Source organism: Arthrobacter sp. B2060, from assembly GCF_059090445.1.
On record NZ_JBNHFR010000008.1, the window covers coordinates 137163 to 157854 of the forward strand.

19 protein-coding genes and 1 tRNA gene are annotated in these 20692 nt (G+C 66.2%); 7 read left to right on the forward strand and 13 right to left on the reverse strand.

What is annotated here, in order from left to right; all coding sequences use genetic code 11:
• Nucleotides 1-3 precede the first annotated feature (3 nt).
• Nucleotides 4-80: transfer RNA gene (locus AC5RUM_RS14950), tRNA-Pro, on the forward strand.
• 66 nt (nucleotides 81-146) lie between these two features.
• Here the strand turns inward: AC5RUM_RS14950 and AC5RUM_RS14955 are convergent.
• Both AC5RUM_RS14955 and AC5RUM_RS14960 read right to left on the reverse strand, forming a co-directional pair.
• Complete coding sequence (locus tag AC5RUM_RS14955) at nucleotides 147-491, reverse strand: hypothetical protein (protein ID WP_494035654.1); 345 nt, start codon at nucleotides 489-491, stop codon at nucleotides 147-149.
• A gap of 157 nt (nucleotides 492-648) precedes the next feature.
• Nucleotides 649-843, reverse strand: a complete 195-nt coding sequence (locus AC5RUM_RS14960; RefSeq protein ID WP_494035655.1) for a hypothetical protein — start codon at nucleotides 841-843, stop codon at nucleotides 649-651.
• A 129-nt stretch (nucleotides 844-972) separates the two neighbouring features.
• Here AC5RUM_RS14960 and AC5RUM_RS14965 point away from each other — a divergent pair, with 129 nt between their 5' ends.
• Complete coding sequence (locus tag AC5RUM_RS14965; protein WP_494035734.1) at nucleotides 973-2235, forward strand: helix-turn-helix domain-containing protein; 1263 nt, start codon at nucleotides 973-975, stop codon at nucleotides 2233-2235.
• Here the strand turns inward: AC5RUM_RS14965 and AC5RUM_RS14970 are convergent.
• Together AC5RUM_RS14970 and purD are read right to left on the reverse strand one after the other, a co-directional pair.
• Nucleotides 2232-3188 (reverse strand): phosphoribosylaminoimidazolesuccinocarboxamide synthase, encoded by a 957-nt coding sequence (locus AC5RUM_RS14970; protein ID WP_494035656.1) that lies wholly within the window; start codon nucleotides 3186-3188, stop codon nucleotides 2232-2234. The genes AC5RUM_RS14965 and AC5RUM_RS14970 overlap by 4 nt on opposite strands.
• Nucleotides 3185-4504, reverse strand: a complete 1320-nt coding sequence (gene purD / locus AC5RUM_RS14975; protein WP_494035735.1) for a phosphoribosylamine--glycine ligase — start codon at nucleotides 4502-4504, stop codon at nucleotides 3185-3187. Before purD ends, AC5RUM_RS14970 begins: the two co-directional genes overlap by 4 nt.
• Nucleotides 4505-4632: 128 nt before the next feature.
• On the opposite strand from purD, the gene AC5RUM_RS14980 reads away from it, so the two are divergent.
• From AC5RUM_RS14980 to AC5RUM_RS14990, 3 genes are all read left to right on the forward strand, one after another.
• Complete coding sequence (locus AC5RUM_RS14980) at nucleotides 4633-6231, forward strand: molybdopterin-dependent oxidoreductase (RefSeq protein ID WP_494035657.1); 1599 nt, start codon at nucleotides 4633-4635, stop codon at nucleotides 6229-6231.
• Nucleotides 6232-6311: 80 nt separating this feature from the next.
• Nucleotides 6312-7328 (forward strand): asparaginase, encoded by a 1017-nt coding sequence (locus tag AC5RUM_RS14985; RefSeq protein WP_494035658.1) that lies wholly within the window; start codon nucleotides 6312-6314, stop codon nucleotides 7326-7328.
• 49 nt (nucleotides 7329-7377) lie between these two features.
• Nucleotides 7378-7755 carry a sterol carrier family protein gene (locus AC5RUM_RS14990; protein WP_494035659.1) on the forward strand — a complete coding sequence of 126 codons (378 nt, stop codon included), beginning with the start codon at nucleotides 7378-7380 and terminating at the stop codon, nucleotides 7753-7755.
• A 53-nt stretch (nucleotides 7756-7808) separates the two neighbouring features.
• Here AC5RUM_RS14990 and AC5RUM_RS14995 read toward each other — a convergent pair whose 3' ends face one another.
• The 6 genes from AC5RUM_RS14995 to AC5RUM_RS15020 all read right to left on the reverse strand — a co-directional run bounded on the left by AC5RUM_RS14995 (nucleotide 7809) and on the right by AC5RUM_RS15020 (nucleotide 14903).
• Entirely contained in the window at nucleotides 7809-9158 is a 1350-nt protein-coding gene (locus AC5RUM_RS14995; protein WP_494035660.1) for an HNH endonuclease, read from the reverse strand.
• Between the two features lie 148 nt (nucleotides 9159-9306).
• Nucleotides 9307-9954: a LysE family translocator gene (locus AC5RUM_RS15000; protein WP_494035661.1), complete on the reverse strand. Its 648-nt coding sequence runs from the start codon at nucleotides 9952-9954 to the stop codon at nucleotides 9307-9309.
• 105 nt (nucleotides 9955-10059) lie between these two features.
• Nucleotides 10060-11556, reverse strand: a complete 1497-nt coding sequence (locus tag AC5RUM_RS15005; protein ID WP_494035662.1) for a cation:dicarboxylate symporter family transporter — start codon at nucleotides 11554-11556, stop codon at nucleotides 10060-10062.
• Nucleotides 11557-11731: 175 nt separating this feature from the next.
• Nucleotides 11732-12508, reverse strand: coding sequence for an SDR family oxidoreductase (locus tag AC5RUM_RS15010; protein ID WP_494035663.1), 777 nt, complete (start codon nucleotides 12506-12508; stop codon nucleotides 11732-11734).
• 42 nt (nucleotides 12509-12550) lie between these two features.
• Nucleotides 12551-13294, reverse strand: coding sequence for an aspartate/glutamate racemase family protein (locus tag AC5RUM_RS15015; RefSeq protein WP_494035664.1), 744 nt, complete (start codon nucleotides 13292-13294; stop codon nucleotides 12551-12553).
• A 40-nt stretch (nucleotides 13295-13334) separates the two neighbouring features.
• Nucleotides 13335-14903 (reverse strand): NCS1 family nucleobase:cation symporter-1, encoded by a 1569-nt coding sequence (locus tag AC5RUM_RS15020; protein WP_494035665.1) that lies wholly within the window; start codon nucleotides 14901-14903, stop codon nucleotides 13335-13337.
• A 309-nt stretch (nucleotides 14904-15212) separates the two neighbouring features.
• Between AC5RUM_RS15020 and aceE the strand changes: the two genes are divergently transcribed.
• A complete protein-coding gene (aceE, locus tag AC5RUM_RS15025) occupies nucleotides 15213-17978 on the forward strand; it encodes a pyruvate dehydrogenase (acetyl-transferring), homodimeric type (protein WP_494035666.1) in 2766 nt (921 codons plus the stop codon).
• 90 nt (nucleotides 17979-18068) lie between these two features.
• Here aceE and AC5RUM_RS15030 read toward each other — a convergent pair whose 3' ends face one another.
• Nucleotides 18069-18290, reverse strand: coding sequence for a YegP family protein (locus AC5RUM_RS15030; RefSeq protein ID WP_494035667.1), 222 nt, complete (start codon nucleotides 18288-18290; stop codon nucleotides 18069-18071).
• A gap of 124 nt (nucleotides 18291-18414) precedes the next feature.
• Between AC5RUM_RS15030 and nboR the strand changes: the two genes are divergently transcribed.
• Nucleotides 18415-19038 carry a nicotine blue oxidoreductase gene (gene nboR / locus AC5RUM_RS15035; RefSeq protein WP_494035668.1) on the forward strand — a complete coding sequence of 208 codons (624 nt, stop codon included), beginning with the start codon at nucleotides 18415-18417 and terminating at the stop codon, nucleotides 19036-19038.
• Here nboR and AC5RUM_RS15040 read toward each other — a convergent pair.
• Together AC5RUM_RS15040 and AC5RUM_RS15045 are read right to left on the reverse strand one after the other, a co-directional pair.
• The gene (locus AC5RUM_RS15040) at nucleotides 19035-19706 is read right to left on the reverse strand and encodes a uracil-DNA glycosylase (protein ID WP_494035669.1); all 672 of its coding nucleotides are present in this window, start codon (nucleotides 19704-19706) and stop codon (nucleotides 19035-19037) included. The two genes, nboR and AC5RUM_RS15040, sit on opposite strands and share 4 nt — an antisense overlap.
• A gap of 3 nt (nucleotides 19707-19709) precedes the next feature.
• Complete coding sequence (locus AC5RUM_RS15045) at nucleotides 19710-20690, reverse strand: aldo/keto reductase (RefSeq protein WP_494035670.1); 981 nt, start codon at nucleotides 20688-20690, stop codon at nucleotides 19710-19712.
• Nucleotides 20691-20692: the final 2 nt, after the last annotated feature.

Genomic DNA, 20692 nt, shown 5'->3' on the forward strand with positions numbered 1-20692 from the left:
GATCGGGATGTAGCGCAGCTTGGTAGCGCGCTTCGTTCGGGACGAAGAGGTCGCAGGTTCAAATCCTGTCATCCCGACCAAAAGAAAAGAGGGTCTCCCACCGGAGGCCCTCTTTTCGCATCTGTCCCGTCAGGCCGCCGGCCGGTTCAGAGTTCCTGGTTGGTGATGTTGGGCCGCGCCTGTCCGTCTCCCAGCAGCGGGATCCGGGGGCGGTCTGTGCCACCGTCCTCCAGGTAGTCGCCACGGCTCTCGTAGCTCTGGACAGAGTTCACATAGCGGTGGCGCAACCGCAGGCCGATCGCGAAAAGCACCAGCGCCTCCAACAGCGCCGCAATGCCGATGATCCCCCAAACGAATGATCCGGCGTCGGCCGTACCGCTCAGCACGCTGAGGACCGATGTCCCGGCAACCGCCGCCACGATGAGAGAGGTGCCGGCGACGGTCCAGAGGAAGTACGCCCGCTGCAACTCGTTGGTCCTTTGTCGTTTCATGGTGCACGCCCTTCTTCGATGGATCAGTTCGCTGAAATCTGTCTGATGGAGTCCGATGGGTCAATTCGATGGTGCGTGCAGTGTAGCGGCAAAAAGAAAATGGCTCCGGGACATGGTTCGCGCATGTCCCGGAGCCAGGTTTCCTGAGGAAGCCTTGTTACATCGGATCAGGCCAGTTGCCGATCGTCATGTAATTCGCGCCGTCGAAGCTCATCGGATCAGGCCAGTTCCCAATGGCAACGGCTGTGCCCGCGTTGTCAGTGGTAGAACCGGCAGACAGAACGGCCGGAGCCGTGGCGGAGAATGCGAGTGCCCCTGCCAGCGCGGCAGCGGCTGCAATCTTCTTCAACATGTGAGTTCCTCAATACGAGTCGGATTCGTTACTTAGTCAGCACAGTCCTTGTTGACATACATTGTAAAATGTTTTCCACAGGGGCTGTCAACCATGGTGTACAACGCTGTCCGGAATGAGGAGGATCCCGTGGGGAACGGTTTCGGAGAGAAGCTCCGAGCAGAGCGGCTCGAGCGTGGTCTGACCCAGGCGGAACTGGGCAAGGACCTTTACTCTCCAAGCTATATCTCGCTGCTGGAAACCGGTCGGCGGGAACCGACAGCGGACGTCATCGAGGAGCTCGCCCGCCGGCTTGAGCTCGCACCCAAAGCGCTTGAGGCCTGGAGCCAGCCTATCTCGGTCAGCGACGCCGAGTACGTTCTCGCCGGCCTCTACGCCCGGCAGGCCTGGGACCTGCGTGATTATGCCCTGGCCGCTGAACATGCCGCCGCGGCTGCCCGAATCGCCCTTGAAGGCAGGAACACCAGCGCGTGGTGGAACATGACCTATATGCAGGCAGAGTGCCTCATGAAGCAGGGCCAGCTCAAGGAATGCCAGAAGATCATGGAGCATCTGCTGGAGCACCCCATGGCCACCGAGTCCGCGGGACTGGGCGTGCGTGCCCGCCAGATGCTCGCCGCATTGTGCCACGGACAGGGGCAGCTCGCCGCCGCCGTCGAGCACGCCCAGCGGGCCGTGGAACTGTGCGCACAGCTGCCCAAGGGCTCCACGCTGATCATCGGGGCGCTCCGCGCCCTGATTGGTGCACTCGCCGAGAGCGGGCGGCTGGATGAAGCCTGGACGTACTGCCAGGACATGAACGAGCAAATGGATGAGCAGTCGATGTCACAGCTGGCCGGCGAGGTGGCCTGGGTCATCGGGAACGTCGCATTCATGCGCCACGACTACACCGAGGGCATCAGGCACCACGAGCGCGCGGCCAAGCTGTTGTCGCCCGCGAACGACATCGATCTTTGGGCCCGCTTTAACAAGGCCTCTGCTGCTGTCCGGCTCTCGTCCGGGATCGTGGAACCGGAAACACTATCCGCCATAGAACGCGCCGAACTTGCGCTGTCCATCGTGGGCGGCAACAAGACCGACCAGCTCGAGGTGGCCTTCATCCGCGCCCGCTGGCTCTATCTCACCGGCGACATCGTGGCCGCCGTGCAGAAGCTGCGCGAGATCCACGCGGAGCGCTCCGCGCTCGCCAAGCACACTGCCGGCGAGGTCTCCCTCCTGCTGGGCAAGTCGCTGAAGGCGGCCGGCGAATCAGAGGAAGCGCTGGCGCTCCTGCAGGAAGCCCAGAAGGAGTTCAGCGCCGCAGGCGCCCAGGACCGCGTGCAGCAGGCCCTGGACGCGATGCTCGAGATCAGGCTGGCGCAGCGCCGCGCCGAGGCATCCGAAGCCAGCTAGAACGTCCGGCCGGTGAGCTTTTCGTAGGCCTCAACATAGCGGGCCCGGGTGCGCTCCACGACGTCCGCGGGGAGAGCAGGCGGAGGCGTGTTGGCTGCCTTGTCCCAGCCGGACTCGGCCGAGGTCAGCCAGTCACGGACATACTGTTTGTCGTATGAGGGCTGGGCCTGGCCCGGCTTGTACGTCGAGGCATCCCAGAACCGCGAGGAATCCGGAGTGAGGACCTCGTCGCCCAGCGTGATGGTGCCGTTCACCACGTCGTAGCCAAACTCCACCTTGGTGTCGGCAAGGATGATGCCGCGTTCGCGGGCAATCTCCTCGGCCCTGGTGTAGATCGCCAGGGTCAGCTCGCTGAGTCGGCCCGCAATGTCGTCGCCCACCATGGACACGACGGCGTCATAGGTGATGTTCTCGTCGTGCTCCCCCACGGCGGCCTTGGCCGACGGCGTGAAGATCGCCTTTTCGAGGCGGGACCCGTCCACGAGCCCTTCGGGGAGCGGAATGCTGCACACCGTGCCGGACTCCCGGTACTCCGCCAGGCCGGAGCCGGTGAGGTAGCCGCGCGCAATGCATTCCACCGGGAACATCTCCAGCTTCTTGCAGATCATGCCGCGGCCTTCCACGGCGGCGGGCACGCCGTCCGCCACGGTCGATGCCAGCACATGGTGCTCAACGTCCAGCTGGTCGAACCACCACAGGCTCAGCTGGGTCAGGATGCGGCCCTTGTCCGGGATCTCGCTGCTGAGCACGTGGTCAAAGGCGCTGATGCGGTCGCTGGCCACCACGAGCACGCAGTCCTGACCATACTGGTCATTGATCGACGGGTCCACGGGTTCGTACAGGTCGCGGACCTTGCCGGAATAGACGTGCGTCCAGCCCGGAAGGTCCAGGGTTGAGGTGGCCAGTCCGCGCTTGGGACCACCGGCGTTGTTCTGGGATTCAGCCACGGTCATGCCTTTGCTTTCGGGGCGGATTCGGTCTGGGCAGCGGAGCTGCCGGCCAGCTTGATTTCACCGCGGGCAGCCTTGCCGCCGATGTCCCGGCGGAACTGGGCGCCCTCCAGCTGGACCAGTTCCACGCCGTCGTACGCCTTTTCCCGGGCTTCCACGAGGTCGGAGCCAAGCGCCACCACCGCGAGGACGCGGCCACCGGCGGAGACCACCTTGCCTTCGTCGTCCAGCTTGGTTCCGGCGTGGATCACGTGAACGCCGTCGAGCTCGTCGACCTTTTTGAGGCCGCGGATGCGGTCGCCCGTGCGGGGGGTGTCAGGATAGTTTTCGGAGGCCACGACGACGGCGACGGCGGTCTCCTTGGACCAGCGCAGCTCCTCGGCTTTGTCCAGTTCGCCCTTGGCAGCTGCGAGGAGCAGGGAACCGAGCGGTGTCTTGAGCCGGGCCAGCACCGCCTGGGTTTCGGGATCGCCGAAGCGGACGTTGAACTCGATGACGCGGGTGCCGCGGGAGGTCAGTGCGAGGCCGACGAAGAGGACGCCGACGAACGGCGTACCGCGGCGGGCCATCTCGGTAATGGTCGGCTGGGCCACGCGGTCGATGACTTCCTGGACCAGGCCCTCGGGTGCCCATTCGAGCGGGGTGTAGGCGCCCATGCCGCCGGTGTTGGGGCCTTCGTCGTTGTCGTAGATGCGCTTGAAGTCCTGCGCCGGCGAGAGTGCAACAGTATTGCGGCCGTCGCACAGGACAAACACCGAGACCTCGGGGCCGTCCAGGAACTCCTCGATCACCACTGTTCCGCCGGCGTCGAAGCAGCTCTGGGCGTGGGCCAGGGCGTCGTCGCGATTGTTCGTGACCACCACGCCCTTGCCGGCGGCCAGGCCGTCGTCCTTCACGACGTACGGGGCGCCGAAGGTGTCAAGGGCAGCTGCGGCTTCCTCCGCATTGCCTGCCACGAGCGCCATCGCTGTCGGGACCCCGGCCTCGGCCATAATCTGTTTGGCGAAGGCTTTGGAGGCTTCCAGCTGGGCCGCAGCCTTGCTGGGCCCGAACACCGGGATGCCCGCGGCGCGGACGGCGTCGGAAACACCGGCGGCGAGCGGAGCCTCGGGTCCAACAACCACCAGGTCGACGTCGAGGCGGGTGGCGAGCGCCGCGACGGCATCCGGATCGTTCCCGTCAATGGCGTGCGTGGGGACGAGCCTGCTGATGCCGGCATTGCCCGGAGCCGCGTGGACTTCGGAGACATTGGGGTCTGCAAGCAGGGAACGGACAATGGCGTGTTCGCGGCCACCGGGGCCAATGACGAGTACCTTCACAGTCTCCAAGCGTACTTTGTGGACACCCCGGGCTCCTAAGCTATGTCGCGGCCGGCTCTGCGGCACTCCGTGCCGCATCGGAACGGCACCGGAACAATCCCGGGGGCCCGCCGCTACGAACCCAAGGCATGAAGAAGCTGATGAAGTGGCTCAAGGGCCCAACCGCACTGGCGGCGCTGGAAGGAGTGGCGGCAGCCGCCGTCGTGCTGTCCGTTGCGGAGCTGACGGGAGCGTTCTTTACGGCCCGGGCGATGCCCTTGCTCGCGTTGGGCTCCACCTTCATCGACTTCACCCCGCCATGGCTGAAGGACTTTGCGATTGCCACGTTCGGCACCAACGACAAGGCGGCCCTGTTCGCGGGCATGGCCCTGACCATCTTCGTGCTCGCATGCGTGTTGGGTGTGGCGGCATACCGGAGGTGGGCGCTGGGCGTGGCCGGGGTGCTGCTGATGGGCGCGGTGATGGTGGCGAGCGTGGTGACCCGGGCCGGGGTGACACCGGCGGATGCCATTCCCACCCTGCTGGGAACGCTCGCCGGGCTGGCTGTCCTGCGGCAACTGGCCTCCCGGCTGTGGCGGCTGCAGCCATTTCCCCCCGCCGGCGTCGCAGCCGGCCCCACCCCCGCCGGCGCCGCAGCAAGGGAGCCCGAACGCCCGGCGACGTCCCGGCGGGCCTTCTTCACCGCCACCGCAGGGGCCGCGGTGGCCGCCGGCATGGCGGCCACCGGGGGCAGGCTGCTCAGCGCGGCCCGCAGCAACGTCGCCCGGGCCCGGGAAGCGCTGCGGCTGCCGGTCCCGGCGCGGGCTGCCCCTGCCCTTCCGGCCGGCCTGCAGTCCGCCACCCCGGGCGTCACGCCGTGGCTGACGCCCAACGGCGACTTCTACCGGATCGACACCGCCCTGAGCGTGCCGGAGATCAATGTGGACGACTGGGAGCTCCGGGTGCACGGCCTGGTCGAGCAGGAAATCCGGCTCACCTTCCAGGGCCTGCTCGACTCCGACCTGATCGAGTCCCATGTGACCCTCACCTGCGTCTCCAACCCGGTGGGCGGCAACCTCGCCGGCAACGCGAAATGGCTCGGGCTGCCCATCCGCGACGTCCTCAGCCGGGCCCGCCCCAAGGACGGGGCGGACATGGTCCTCTCCACCTCGATCGACGGGTTCAGCGCCTCGACTCCGCTGGAAGTCCTGCAGGACAACCGCGACGCCATGCTGGCCATCGGCATGAACGGCGAACCGCTGCCGCTGGAACACGGCTACCCCGTGCGCATGGTGGTTCCCGGGCTGTACGGCTTCGTGTCCGCGACCAAGTGGGTGGTGGACCTCGAAGTCACCCGCTTCGCTGACAGCAAGGCGTACTGGACGCAGCGCGGCTGGTCCGAACGCGGCCCCATCAAAACCATGGCCCGGGTGGAGGTGCCGAAGTCCTTTGCCGTGGTCAAGGCCGGGCGGGTGGCGGTCGGGGGCACGGCCTGGGCCCAGACCCGCGGCATCGCTAAGGTCGAGGTCCAGATTGACGGCGGTGACTGGGCGCCGGCGGCCCTTTCCGACGAAGCGTCGGTGGTGACGTGGCGGCAGTGGTCCTTCGCGTGGGATGCAACGCCGGGAGCCCACTACATCAGGGTGCGCGCAACGGACGGCACGGGCGAAGTGCAGACCGAAAAGCGCGCCGATCCCGTGCCAGACGGCGCCTCCGGATGGCAGTCCGTCATGGTCACGGTCGAGTAGCACCGAGCGGGACCATGACTATGAAGGACAGCCGGAATGGCTTCGAAGGGAATGCCGATCCCGCACCATAGACTGGGGCCATGCCCCTAAATCCGCATGCCACGTTCACTGTGGAGTCCGCCGTCGAACTCGCGGTTATTGAACGGAGCGGCTTCATTGAGTCCCGGCACATCGGGGCTGCAGTGGTCCTCGCCGGAGACGGCAACATCGTTACGGAACTCGGAGACATCACCACGCCGATTCTGGCCAGGTCCACGCTCAAGCCGCTGCAGGCCCTGGCGTCCATGCAGTCCGGTGTCCCCCTTCGCGGCGCCCAGGTGGCGGTCGCCTGTGCCAGCCACACCGGGTCCCTGGACCATATGGACGTCGTGGAAGGAATGCTCAAGGCGGCCGGCGTCAAGGAAAACCAGTTGCAGTGCCCGGAGGCCTGGCCGCAGGATGAGACGGCCCGCACCTGGCTCACCCGCTCCGAAAAGGGCAAGTCCCGGCTGGCTTTCAACTGCTCCGGAAAGCACGCCGCCTTCCTGTGGGCGTGCACGGAGAACGGCTGGGACACCCACAGCTACCTCGAACCCAACCACCCCCTGCAGCAGCGCGTCCGCTCCGTCATCGAGGAATACTCGGAGGAGAAGATCGCCCACCTCGGCATCGACGGCTGCGGTGCCCCAGTGGCCGCCATTTCCCTGACGGGCCTTGCCCGGGCCTACTCCCGGCTCGGGAAGGCGCCAAGGGACAAGAACTCCAACGCCCGCGCCGCCACGATCGCCACGTCCATGCTGGACTATCCGTGGGCGGTCCAGGGCAAAGGTGAGGCCAACACCATCGTCATGGAAGAGCTGGACGTCATTGCCAAGATCGGCGCCGAGGGCGTGCTCGTCCTGGCCACGCCGCAGGGTGTCTCGGCCGCCGTGAAGGTGCTGGACGGGAACCTGCGGGCCACGTCCCTTGTGGGACTGACCCTCCTGGCCGCAGTGGGCGCCGTGGACATCCCCGGCGTATCCAGCGTGCTGGAGAAGGTGGTTGAGCCGGTCCTCGGGGGCGGGCGGCCGGTAGGCAAAATCCGGCTGGGCCACGCCGTGTCGGCCCTGCTTGACTAGTCCCCTGTCCCCGCAGCACCAGAATTCCACAGCACCAAAGGAGGCGGCGATGGCGGTTGCGCGTCGCAGAATTGACATCGAAGCCGGCAAAGCGGCACTGGCGGAGTGGCTGGAAGCCAGCCAGCCGCCGTCGGGCGCTGCGGTTCCGCGCACAGCGATAGCGACGGCGGTGCGGTACTCCCTCGAGGAGGTCACCGCCCGGGCGCCCGGAAATTCCGTGGAGGTCAGGGTTCCGCCGTTCGGCGTCACGCAGTGCGTGGAAGGCCCTCGCCACACGCGCGGCACTCCCCCGAACGTCATCGAGTGCGACGCCGCCACCTGGCTGGCGATGGTGACCGGCACGCTGAGTTGGGCGGATGCCGTGGACGCCGGGCGCGTGGCGGCCTCCGGGCTCCGCGCGGACCTCTCCGCGCTGCTGCCGCTCTGAACCTGCGGGTGCCCTACAGCACGTGCGGGAGCCGGTTGACAGTCACCGGGGTTTTAGGAGGCACGCGGCAGCCGTTCTGTCACGCTGGTTCCGGGGCTGGTTCCGGGGCTGGTTCCGGGGAGTGGGGGTGCCGTCGAGTGGTAGGTGTGGCCCGTGGGAGTCTCGAGTTTGAAGGTGTGCCGGGGTCCGGGCCGTGGGATGGCTTGCCAGCCGGGGTTTTCTTTGGTGTGGTTGCAGGCTTCACAGAGTCCGGCACCGTTGGCCAAACTGGTGGCTCCGCCCTCGTACCACGGAACAACGTGGTCGTGGTGGCGGATCGGGGCGTCGCAGTATGGGGTGCGGCAGGTGTCATCGCGGGCCTGGATGAACCGCCGCAGCCCTGCCGGGAAGAGCCGCGCCCGTGAGTCCATCGCGACCAGTTCCCCGGTTCCGGGGGCGGTGTAGAGCCGCCGGAGCCAGATATTCAGCTCCTGACCGTCGATAGACTCGCCTGCCTGGATCCGGGTGCGGGCCCAGCCAGCCGGGACAGTGCCGTAGCCGCTAAAGCGGGCAGGTTCGCTGTCGGCCTGGAAGAGGGTGCGGTCGGTCATGATGAGCTGGATCTCGACGCCGCTGCTCCCGCCGGGGGCACCGGTGGTTCGTTCGACCAGGGCGTCGGCCATGATCTGGCCGCGGGAACGTTCATCCCCGTCGGAGCGCAGCGTGTCGGCCTGGCGGCTGAGCGCGGCGTAGACGGCGACGCCCTGCGCGACGGGCAGCAGCGCGGTGAGGTATGTCATGGTGTCCGGGGCCGGGCGCAGGCTGACGGACCGCTCGGTTGCGGCGTGGCTCGCCCGCTGGGTGACCGAGCGCGGGTCCCTGCGGTACGCGGCGGCCCGGGCCGCGGCCACGACCGCCCTATCGCCTGAACCGTCGAAGGTTCCGGTGTCGGCGGCGAGCTCCTCGTCGACGGCGCACCGGTCCGCCGCGCTCAAACAGGCCGTTTCTTTCACGAGTAGCGTGGCGCGCCATTCGTTCAGCCGGCCCGTCTCCAGGGCGGCCAGGGTGCGGGGCATCTCGATTACGAGGGCTTTCGCCAGGCCGAGCAGCCGGGAGCCGCGGGCCGGGGATTCGTGCCGGGCGAGTGCGATCTGCGCGGCCACGTCCTGGCCCCGCTCCGCAACTGGGATCCCTTGCTCGGCCTGGGAGCGGTGCTGGGCGGCATCGAAGGCGACAGCGATCCTCGCCTGCAAACCGGAGACTGCAGACTTCAGCTCCTCCAGCCCGCGCAACTGGTCGATCAGTGCGGCACTGTCAGCGGCCAGCTGCAGCGACCTCGCCGTGGCAATCAGGTCCTCCACACTCACACAAGAATCAGCGGCACCGGGAAGGCCGTCGCCGCATACCGCCGCTGCCAACTTCATCTGTGCTTTCCGACTGCCCTCCATAGACACAGTGTTCCAGTGACCCCTGACAAAATAAGGGCCCGACATCTAAGAACCGCACTAGATGCCCAACGCGGACGACCGGCATGGCCGTCGCCGATCTGGCCACGCCAATAAAGGACGCCCGCTAGTGCGGCTCCAGTGCCAGCCGGGCGCCAAAGCCGATGAGCACCGTTCCGGTGATGCGGTCGATAATTCTGATGGACCGCGCGCTGCGCAGCCACTTCGAAGCGAAACCCGTGCCGATGATGATCAGCGTGAACCAGCCCATGGCCATGATGCCGTGCACCGCAGCAAGCAACAGCCCCATGGCCAGTGGTGACATCCCGGCGGGAATGAACTGCGGAATGGTTGCAATGTAGAACACCCCGACCTTGGGGTTGAGCAGGTTGGTGGCCGCCCCCTTCAACCAGGAGCCCCACAGCGTGCCGTCGTGGGGCGGGGCAGAATCTGCGGCCGCAAGGTGACCTGCTGCCCCCTTGCGGCTGATGGTCTTCCAGATCAGCGATGCTCCCAGCCAGGCCATGTACGCGGCCCCAGCAAGTGTTAATGCGCGGTAGGCGATGTCGGATGCGGCCAGCAGCGCCGAGGCGCCCACGGCGGCAGCGGCACCCCATGCGAGCGCGCCGCTGCAGACTCCCGCTGCCGTGGCGAAGGCGGCAGCCCTGCGGCGCGTGAGGCCTGCGCGCAGCACAATCGAGGTGTCGATGCCCGGGACGAGGGTCAGGAGACCTGCCACAACAGCAAAGGACAGCACGGCCTGGGGAAAAGTCATGGCGCCAGTGTAGGGGGCCATGCCGCCGGCACGGGAAAAAGCGCAGACCCCGCCCCGGGGTTTCCGGAACGGGGTCTGGCTGCGGGCAGTGTCAGGGCGCTGCCGCTATTCGTGGTGGATGGCCGCCGAGCTTCCCGTGGAGGATGCCGCCTTGGTCATCTGGAACTCAGGGATGTCCTCCGGATTCGGGCCCCCGCGGAACTTGGGTGACGGCTGGCCGCCCTCGCTGATCCGCTCAAGTTCCTGGTCCTCGAAGTCATCCTCGACGCCGAGCATGATGGCGGAGTCGTGGTTCGTGATCTCACCCTGGAACGCCCGGACCATGACACTGCGGTCGAACTGGCCCTCCCATTTGGAGACAACGAACGTCGCGACGCAGTTGCCGAGGAGGTTGACCACAACGCGCATGGAGTCCATCAGCCGGTCCGCGCCCAGCAGAAGGGCGACGCCGGCCACCGGGAAGATCCCCAGGGCCGCCGCGGTGGCGGAGAGTGCGAGGAACGAAGACCCGGGAACGCCCGCCATGCCCTTGGAGGTCAGCAGCAGGACGCCGAGGGCCGCCAGTTGCTGGCCCAGGTCCAGATTGTGGCCGAAGGCCTGGGCGAGGAACAGCAGCGAAATCGAGAGGTAGATCGCGGCGCCGTCGAGGTTGAAGGAGTAGCCCGTGGGGACCACCAGACCGGTGGTGGCTCGGGAGCAGCCGGCATTGGTCAACTTGGTCATGATGCGCGGCATCACGGCTTCGGTGGAGGCCGTGCCGAGGGCCAGCAAAAACTCCTCGCGGGTGTACTTCATGAACTGCCACAGCGGGACCCGGGCGAAACTCCAGGCGACGAGGAACAGCAGTCCAATGAAGACGACTGCCGCACCGTAGCAGGCCGCGATGAGCATCGCATAGGTACTCAGGGTGTCGAGCCCGTACTGGCCGATGATGAACGCCATGGCACCGAAAGCGCCGACCGGGGCCACCTTCATGATCCAGGACATGATCTTGAAGATGAGCTCGAGGACGGTCTCCATGAGGCTGATGACCGGCATGCAACGCTCGCGGCCGATGACCACTATCGCGGCCCCGAAGAAGACCGAGAAGAAGAGAACCTGCAGCAGGCTGTTGCTGGCGAAAGCTCCAATGACGCTTGTGGGGATGATGTCCAGGATGAAGTGGGCGGCGTCCTTGGGCGGAGCGTTCCCGGTTTTGGCGTCCAGCGCCTCCTGGGACAGCGTGCTCGGATCGATGTTCAGGCCGGCTCCGGGCTGAACGAGGTTGCCGACGATCAGGCCGAAGACCAGGGCGAAAAGCGTAGCCGCTGTGAAGTAGAGAAGTGCCTTGACTCCTACCCTTCCGACCGCCTTGACGTCGCCTACGGCTGAAATTCCGGTGACAATCACCAGGAAAATCAGCGGCGCGATGATCATCTTGATGAGCTGGATAAAACCGTCACCCAGCGGCCTCAGCTGGGAGCCAAGGTCCGGCCAGAAATGCCCTATGAGAACACCTGCCACGACGGCGATCAGAATTTGGAAGAAGAGCGACCTGTACAGGGGCTTCTTCTTCGACGGCGCCGAACTCGCCTTCAGCGCCGAGGAATCTGGGATCTTCATTGATCTGTACCTATTCAATCGGGGACAGCCCCGGAAATCGGGGTCTGATTCCAAAGTAACCCCGCTCACACTATTCCGCAAGAGGAAAATTCAGTTCCATAATGCGGAAATTCAGGGGTGGGCGAGGGCAGGCAAAAGCCGCCGCGTCACCGCGGCGGCAAGGGTTCGTTCGCTGTCAGCCGCGGCCGATGAAGGGCATGCCGGCGGCTGTGATCACCACTGAACCCACGCTCGCCGAGGCCGGCATTCCGGCCATCAGCAGCACAGCCCTCGCAGCGTCCTCCACGGGGAACATGGGTTCGATCTTGCGCGTGCCGTCGGCCTGGAGCGCGCCGGAACCGACGCCGATGGTGTCCATGATTTCGGTGGCAGTGTTGCCGATGTCGATCTGGCCGCAGGTAATGCCGAAGGCGCGGCCGTCCAGCTCAATGCTCTTGGTCAGCCCGGTCATGGCGTGCTTGGTGACCGCATAGGCCACGGTGCGGGGCCGGGGCGAGTGAGCCGAGATGGACCCGTTGTTGATGATCCGCCCGCCCTGCGGCTGCTGTGCCTTCATGGCGCGGACGGCCGCGCCGGCGCACAGCAGCGAGCCGGTGAGGTTCACCGCCACCGTGGCGTCCCAGTCATCGAGACTGATCTCATCCACCGAGGCTGCCGGGCCAAAAATGCCGGCGTTATTGAACAGCACATCCACCCTCCCCCACCGCCGGAGGACGGCAGCGAAAAGGCGCTCGACGTCGTCGGGCACGGTGACGTCGCATGGCACGGCCAGCGCATCCGGGTGGCCGCCCGCCGCTTCCAGCAGCTGCGGCTCCCGCCGCCCTGCCAGTGCCACCCGGTAACCCTCGGCCAGCATCTGCCGGGCCACCGCCCTGCCGATGCCGGATCCGGCCCCGGTGACGACGGCGACGCGTCCTGGCTGTGGCTCTGCGGCCGGCGGCGTTTCGGTCATGGCGGTACTCCTGGATTTGCTGCCGCGCTGGGCATGGCGGGCCTACTGGGACGCGGGCACGTCCGCGCCCACCAACGGCCAGCCTATGACGGTCTTGGGCCGCGGGGCGGCATAGGTCCGGACCTTGGAGGTGGAGAGCCGCATCCTCACGAGCGATTCGGCAATCGTGACGGCTGCCGCCACGCCGTCGACCACCGGGACGCCGGCGCGCTGCCGGATCTGTTCATCCAGGCCGGCCATGCCGCCGCAGCCCAGGACGATGACCTCGGCCTTGTCCTCCCGGACGGCCAGAAGTGCCTGTTCGATGATGGCCTCGACGGCCCGCTCCGGCTCCTCCTCCAGTTCCAGCACCGCCATGCCGCTGGCCCGCACCGAGGCGCAGCGTGCGTCCAGTCCGGCCAGCTTCAGCCTGTCCTCGATGAGCGGCACGGCTCTGTCCAGCGTGGTGACCACAGAGTATTTGTGCCCGAGGAACATCGCAGTGCTGGCCGCGGCCTCCGTGATGTCGACAACCGGCACGTCCAGAAGCTCCTGGAGCCCCTCGCGGCCATGTTCCCCGTAGCCCGCCTGAATAACGGCGTCGAACGGCTCCGGATAGCTCACCACCCGGTCCATGACGGCGATCGCCGCAAGGTAGCTTTCAAAGTTGCCTTCGCAGGAGTCGGCGCCGAACCGCGGGGTGATGCCGATGATCTCCGTTCCCGGCGCCGCGATGCCGCGGGCCTGGGCGGCGATGGAGTCGGTCATGGACTGGGTGGTGTTCACGTTCGCGACAAGGATGCGCATGGGTGCCTCCGCTTTCGGTTTGGAAAGGTCTGGGTTCTCGTCAGTGGGTGCTTGCCACGGCAATGGCCTCGCCGTCAACGTCGTCGAGGCGCTGCGAGCGGTCCGCGATGACGAAGTACACCACCGCGGCGATGCCGGCCGCGAAGAACCAGGCGAACGGGGCGGCGGCGCCCAGTGCCGGAACGAACGCAATCAGGAGCGCGACGGCGGCTGCCGGGACCATGGCGATGATCGCCCGGGGGTTGAAGCCCCTGCGGTAGTAGTAGGCTCCGGAGCGGTCTTCCGTGTAGAGCTCAGGCACGTTGACCCGGCCACGGCGGAGCAGCCAGTAGTCGGCCATGACGACGCCGAACAGCGGACCGAGCAAGGCGCCGAGACCGCCCAGGAAGTACACGATCACGAGCGGATTGTTGTACAGGTTCCACGGCAGGATGATGAGTCCGATGGTGCCGCTCACCCAGGCTGCCTTACGGAAGTTCAGGTGCTTGGGGAAGAGGTTGGTCAGGGCATAGACCGGGGCAACGAAGTTGGCCATCAGGTTCACCGCGATGGTCAGGATGAGCAGCGCGAGGCAGGCCAGCACGAGGAAGAGCGTGTTCGGAATGGTCTGGACAATGTCCGAGGGGCTCTCGATGACTGCGCCGTTGATCTTGAACTGGCCGCCTGCCATGACCACGACGATTGCGCCGAACAGGAGCATGTTAATTGGGATGCCCCAGAAGTTGCCGCGCACCACGGCCTTCTTAGAGACGGCGGAGCGGGTGAAGTCGCAGAAGTTCAGGACGAAGGTCCCGTAGATGGAGACCCAGAGGGCGCCTCCGGCGAAGATGGTCCGCCACATGTCCGCGCCCTCAAGGGCATTATCCGGAGCCCAGGCTATAGCGCCGCCGGCTTCCACGAAGATCCAGATCGCGATGGCGGCCATGGTCACCAAGATGACGGGGCCGGCAAAGGCCTCGTACTTGCGGATCATCTCCATGCCGAAGCTGACGATGACCAGTTGGACAATCCAGAGGGACACGAAGGCAATCCAGCCAAGCGTCGACAGCCCGAGAACGGAGTTGTTGTCCATTTCCTGAAGTGATGGAATCATCGCCACGAGCATGACGCGAAGCACCACGGACGCGAGGTACGTCTGGATGCCGAACCATGCCACGGCCACCGCCCCGCGCAGGAGGCTGGCGATCTGGGCTCCCCTGATGCCGAAGCTGATGCGGCTCATGACCGGAAATGGCACACCTGTCTTGACGCCCATGAAACCCGAGAAACTGAGCAGCGCGAACAGCAGGACGGCACCGACCCCCAAAGCCAGGAGAATCTGCCAGCCGCCCAGGCCCAGCGCGAAGAGTCCGATGGCGAAGGCATAGTTCCCGAGGCTGTGGACGTCATTGGCCCACAGAGTGAAGATGCTGTAGCTGGTCCAGCGGCGGCCTTCCCGCTTGGTCGGGGCAAGGTCGATGTTGTACAGGCTGGGGCTGATGCTGCGCCCTGAGGCGGCGCTCGCAGTTTCACACAGGGCGTCGACGCCCGTTGCGGGATGGACCGGCTGGCCCGACAACTCTGTCGGGACGGGAGCGGTTTCGACGCCGACTGATGGGGTCGTCTGCATCTGGATCTCCAGTTCTTGGGATGGGTGTGGGGCGGAAGTCAACGCTTCCGACAATCACTTTCCATATAATGGAATTTAGCTTTTGAAGAGTGGAATAACTGTATGACCTTAATCACGCGGCGGTCAAGGGTTTCCCGATTGCCCGTACAGTCACAATTGGCGGGTAGCGGCCTCCTGCATGGGCCAGCCGGGCGGCGGCGGCACCCGCCTTGACCACAGCATGGCGGGGTGCCTAATCTCGAATGGCAAGAATGTTTTCTCACAATACGAAAACATGGCCCAAACATTCAAAGATGAAACGAGGCTGCCGTGGCTGCAGGAGAAGATACCTCCCATATCCTCAGCGGGTTGACTAACCAGCTGCCTGATCGTGATCCGGAAGAGACCGCCGAATGGGTTGAGTCCCTGGACGCGCTGATCAGGGAACAGGGCACCGAGCGTGCCCAATACATCATGCGCAGTCTCCTGCAGCGTGCCGGCGCGCAGAGCGTCGGGGTTCCGATGGTGACCACCACGGACTATGTGAACACCATTCCGGCGGACCAGGAAGCGGAATTCCCGGGCAACGAGGAGTTCGAGCGGCGTTACCGGGCGTACATGCGCTGGAACGCGGCGGTGATGGTGCACCGGTCCCAGCGGCCGAACATCGGCGTGGGCGGGCACATCTCCACCTATGCCGGGGCCGCGACGCAGTACGAGGTCGGGTTCAACCACTTCTTCCGCGGCAAGGACCACCCCGGCGGCGGGGACCAGGTGTTCTTCCAGGGCCACGCCTCCCCCGGGATGTACGCCAGGGCGTTCATGGAAGGCCGGCTGACCGAGCAGGACCTGGACGGCTTCCGGCAGGAAAAGTCCAAGGAAGGCCACGCCCTGTCCTCCTACCCGCACCCGCGGCTGATGCCCGAGTTCTGGGAATTCCCCACCGTGTCGATGGGCATCGGGCCGATGAACGCGATCTACCAGGCCCAGTCCAACCGGTACCTGCACAACCGCGGCCTGAAAGACACCTCCGACCAGCAGGTCTGGGCGTTCCTGGGCGACGGGGAAATGGACGAGCCCGAGTCCCGCGGCCTGCTCCAGCTCGCCGCGAACGAGAACCTGGACAACCTGAACTTCGTGATCAACTGCAACCTCCAGCGCCTGGACGGGCCGGTGCGCGGCAACGGCAAGATCATGCAGGAACTCGAGGCGTTCTTCCGCGGCGCGGGCTGGAACGTGATCAAGGTCGTCTGGGGCCGGGAATGGGATGACCTGCTCACCCGCGACACCGACGGATCGCTCGTGAAGATCATGAACGAAACCCCCGACGGGGACTACCAGACCTACAAGGCCGAATCCGGCGGGTTCGTCCGCGAACACTTCTTCGGCAAGACCCCGCAGACCAAGGACATGGTCGCGGACCTCACCGATGACCAGATCTGGAACCTCAAGCGCGGCGGGCACGACTACCGCAAGGTCTACGCCGCCTACAAGGCAGCCACCGAATTCAAGGGCAAACCCACCGTGATCCTGGCCAAAACGGTCAAGGGCTACGGACTCGGCCCCCACTTCGAAGGCCGCAACGCCACCCACCAGATGAAAAAACTCACCCTGGACGACCTGAAGGAATTCCGGGACTATCTCAGGATCCCCATCTCCGACGCGCAGCTGGAAGAGGATCCCTACAGCCCGCCCTACTACCACCCGGGATGGGACGCCCCCGAAATGGCCTACCTCCTCGAGAGGCGTAAAGCGCTGGGAGGCTCCGTCCCCGAACGCCGGTCCAACCACGCGGCCGTTGAACTGCCCGAGGCCAAGACGTTCGAAGTCGCCAAGCGCGGTTCAGGCAAACAGCAGGCTGCGACCACCATGGCCTTCGTCCGGCTGCTCAAGGACCTGCTCCGCGACAAAAAGTTCGGACACAGGATCGTTCCGATAGTGCCGGACGAGTCGCGGACCTTCGGCATGGACGCGTTCTTCCCCACTGCCAAGATCTACAACCCCGGGGGCCAGAACTACCTGTCCGTGGACCGGGACCTCGTCCTGGCCTACAAGGAATCCGCGCAGGGCCAGCTGATCCACCCCGGCATCAACGAAGCCGGCGCCGTGGCAGCCTTCACCGCCGCCGGCACCGCCTACGCCACCCACGGCGTCCCGCTGGTCCCGATCTACGTGTTCTACTCCATGTTCGGCTTCCAGCGCACCGGCGACGCCTTCTGGGCCGCCGCGGACCAAATGACCCGCGGCTTCATCATCGGCGCCACCGCAGGACGGACCACCCTCACCGGCGAAGGACTCCAGCACGCCGACGGCCACTCCCCCATCCTCGCCGCCACCAACCCCGCAGTGGTCACCTACGACCCCGCCTACGGCTACGAGATGGGCCACATCGTCCGCGACGGCATCGAGCGCATGTACGGTCCCCCCGCAAGCGGCGATGGAACCGGAACTGCATCCGATAAAAACCTGATGTACTACATCACGGTCTACAACGAGCCCATCACCCAGCCTGCAGAGCCGGATGAGCTGGACGTTGAAGGCGTCATCAAGGGCATCTACCTGCTGGCGCCGGCCAAGATCGACGGCCCGCGCACGCAGATCCTGGCCTCCGGCGTCTCGGTTCCCTGGGCCATCGAAGCCCAGCGGATCCTGGCCGAGGACTGGGGCGTCTCCGCCGACGTCTGGTCCGTGACCTCCTGGAACGAACTGCGCCGCGACGGCATGGCCGCCGAGGAAGAGGCGTTCCTGAACCCCGGCAAGACCGCCCGGGTGCCGTTCGTCACACAGCAGCTCGCCGGCGCCACCGGCCCGGTGGTTGCCGTCTCGGACTACATGAAGGCCGTCCCGGACCAGATCCGCCAGTTCATCCCGAACGAGTTCGCCTCCCTCGGTGCCGATGGCTTCGGTTTCTCCGACACCCGCGCCGCAGCACGCCGCTTCTTCAAGAACGACACCCACTCCATCGTCGTGAAGACCCTGCAGCTGCTCGCGGCGAGGGGCGAGGTCGAGGAGGGGGCGCCGTCGTACGCCATGGACCGCTACAAGCTCCTCGACGTCAACGCGGGCACCACCGGCGGAGCGGGCGGCGACGCCTAACGGCGCCGGACTTCCCGCTCAGCACACAGAACGGCGGCCCCCACCTTCCGGTGAGGGCCGCCGTCGCCGTCCCAATGAATGCGCTGGGACTCAGCTTGCCCGAGAAGCTCTCCGGTCTACGACAAACCCGGTGGCCGCATTTTCGCGGACCGCGGTAATGCCCGCCACAACTGCTTTGATGTTCGGGAAACTCGGTGAAACGGCAACCAGGGTGCCGTCATCTGCCTTCAGTCGGAAGCGGAACGTTCCCTGCCCCGCGCTTACTATTTCAAATGTGCCTGCCATCTGCGCTCCTTCTAACGGCCGCGCCATTGCAGCCGCCTGTAGCCCCCAATTGCCAACACGACATTTACGAGGTTAGCGACCACTAACTGGAGTAACCACCCCTACCAGCCGGTAGTTTTCCAGGTGCCAGCGCCCGTCCTAAGGTGGGGACATGGCAGACAACCCCGCGCCGGCCACCACCGCCGTCCTTCTCGCGGCGGGGGCCGGCACCAGGCTGGGCCGCGGCCCGAAGGCCCTGCTGCCGTTCCGGGGACGTACCCTCGTTGAGGTGCTGGCCGACGTGCTGTCCGACGGCGGCTGCCGCGAGGTGGTGGTAGTCCTCGGAGCAGGCGCCCCGGCTGTGCGGGCGTCAACGGACCTCCGCCGGCATGCCGTGGTGGACAACGCGGAGTGGCCGTCCGGGATGGGCAGTTCGTTGAAGTTGGGCCTCGCCGCAGCCCGGCCCGGGGACCATGTGCTTGTGGCCCTCGTCGACCAGCCGGGACTGACGCCGGATACCGTGGCTCGGCTGCTGCAGGCCCACCGGCCCGGGCGCGTCACGGCTGCCGCCTACCCTGACGCCTCAGGCGAACTCCGGCGCGGGCATCCGCTGCTCCTGGACGCCTCGCTGCGTGCCGAAGCCGGGGCCTCCGCAACAGGCGACGCCGGTGCCCGGCACTTCCTGCAGGCGCGCCCGGAGCTCATAGATCTGGTGGACTGCACGCCGCCGCCGGGCTCAGGTCAGCCCGGCGGGGAAGACCTCGATACCCCGGACCAGCTGCACCTGCTCGACTAGTTGGACTGCTGGTGCAGCTGCTGCAGCATGTCCGCTGCGAGAAGTTCCTGCAGCCCCTCTTTGAAGCGGGCCCTGCCGCCGTGGGCGGGGTGCCTGATTTTTGGCACGTTAAGGCCGCTGCCGCTGAGGCTGCGGTGCGCTACGTTTCCCACTGCCACGACTGTTTCGATGGGAAAAAGTTTGGTCAGCTCCTGCCAGAACGGGATGCCCAAAGCTGCCTCAGCGGGCGTCGGTGTGCGGTTGGACAGCGGCTGTCCCGGCACATGCGTATGCCACGGGCAGGCGCTCCAGAGCAGGGGGAGGACGTCGAGCTCGGCCAGGACCTCCCACATCACGGTCGCCGTCGGCTCCGCAGCGACGCCGGCGCCGTCGGGCGGCAGCACATACCCTTTCCCTGGCCCAAACAGCCCGAGGGGATTGGCAGGCCCCTGGAACATGGTGCGGTTGGTAAAGGGAACGCCGGTAATCCTCATGCCCCGGAAGCCCGGAGCTTCGCCCACCAGCAGTACCTTCGGTGCCCGGTAACGCATTTCCCCGAAATACGCCGCCAGATTTTGCCGGCGCAGGGCGTTCGCGGACGTTGAGTGGTCGAAGAAGTTAGTGCAACCGGGCGGGGTTTTCACAGCGGCGAGCCGGTCAATAAAGCCTTCGAAGCCCGACGACGCCACAGGTCACCAGCGGGGGTGGATTGCTTCGCGGAAGTAATGGTCGTAAATCCAGCGCACTCCGTCGTCGAATTCCTCACCGAGACGGACACCGGCCGCGCCAGCGTTGGACTGCGCCTGCTCCACAGTGCGGGCCCCGGGGATGACCGAGGTGACGCCCTCCTGGGCCACGATCCAGGCGATGGCCGCCTGTGCAGTGCTGGTGCCCTCCGGCACCAGCTGCTCAAATTCGGCCACGGCCTTGAGGCCCACTTCGTAGTCCACGCCGGAGAATGTCTCGCCGACGTCGAAGGAATCGCCGCTGCGGTTAAAGTTCCGGTGGTCGTCCGCGGCGAACGACGTGTCCTTGGTGTACTTGCCTGACAGCAGCCCCGAAGCCAGGGGCACGCGCGCGATGATTCCCACGCCGGCGGCCTTGGCGGCGGGAAGCACCTCATCCAGCGGCTTGAGCCGGAAGGCGTTCAGGATGATCTGCACGGACGCGGTGCCCTCGTGACGCATCGCTTCGAGGGCCTCGTCGGTGCGCTCCACGCTGACGCCATAATTCTTGATGGCGCCTTCGGAGACGAGGGTGTCGAGGGCGTCGTAGACCTCTGCGTTGCTGTAGACGGCAGTGGGCGGGCAGTGCAGCTGGACCAGGTCGAGGGAGTCAGTACGCAGGTTGCGCCGTGAGCGGTCCACCCACTCGCGGAAGTTGGCGAGGTTGTAATTCTCCGGTTGCTGCTCCAGCCGGCGGCCCATCTTCGTGGCCACAGTAAGCTCCAGCCCCGGATTGTCCGCCAGGAATGCCCCGATGGCCTGCTCGCTCCGCCCGTCCCCGTAGACGTCGGCGGTGTCGAAGAACGTCACGCCGGCTTCCGCCGAGGCGGCAAGGACGGCCCGGGCCTGCGCCGGGTCAACGTTTCCCCAGTCCGCACCGAGCTGCCACGTGCCAAGTCCGACGACGGAGACGTCCCGTCCGGTTTTGCCTAAAGTCCGTTGTTCCATTC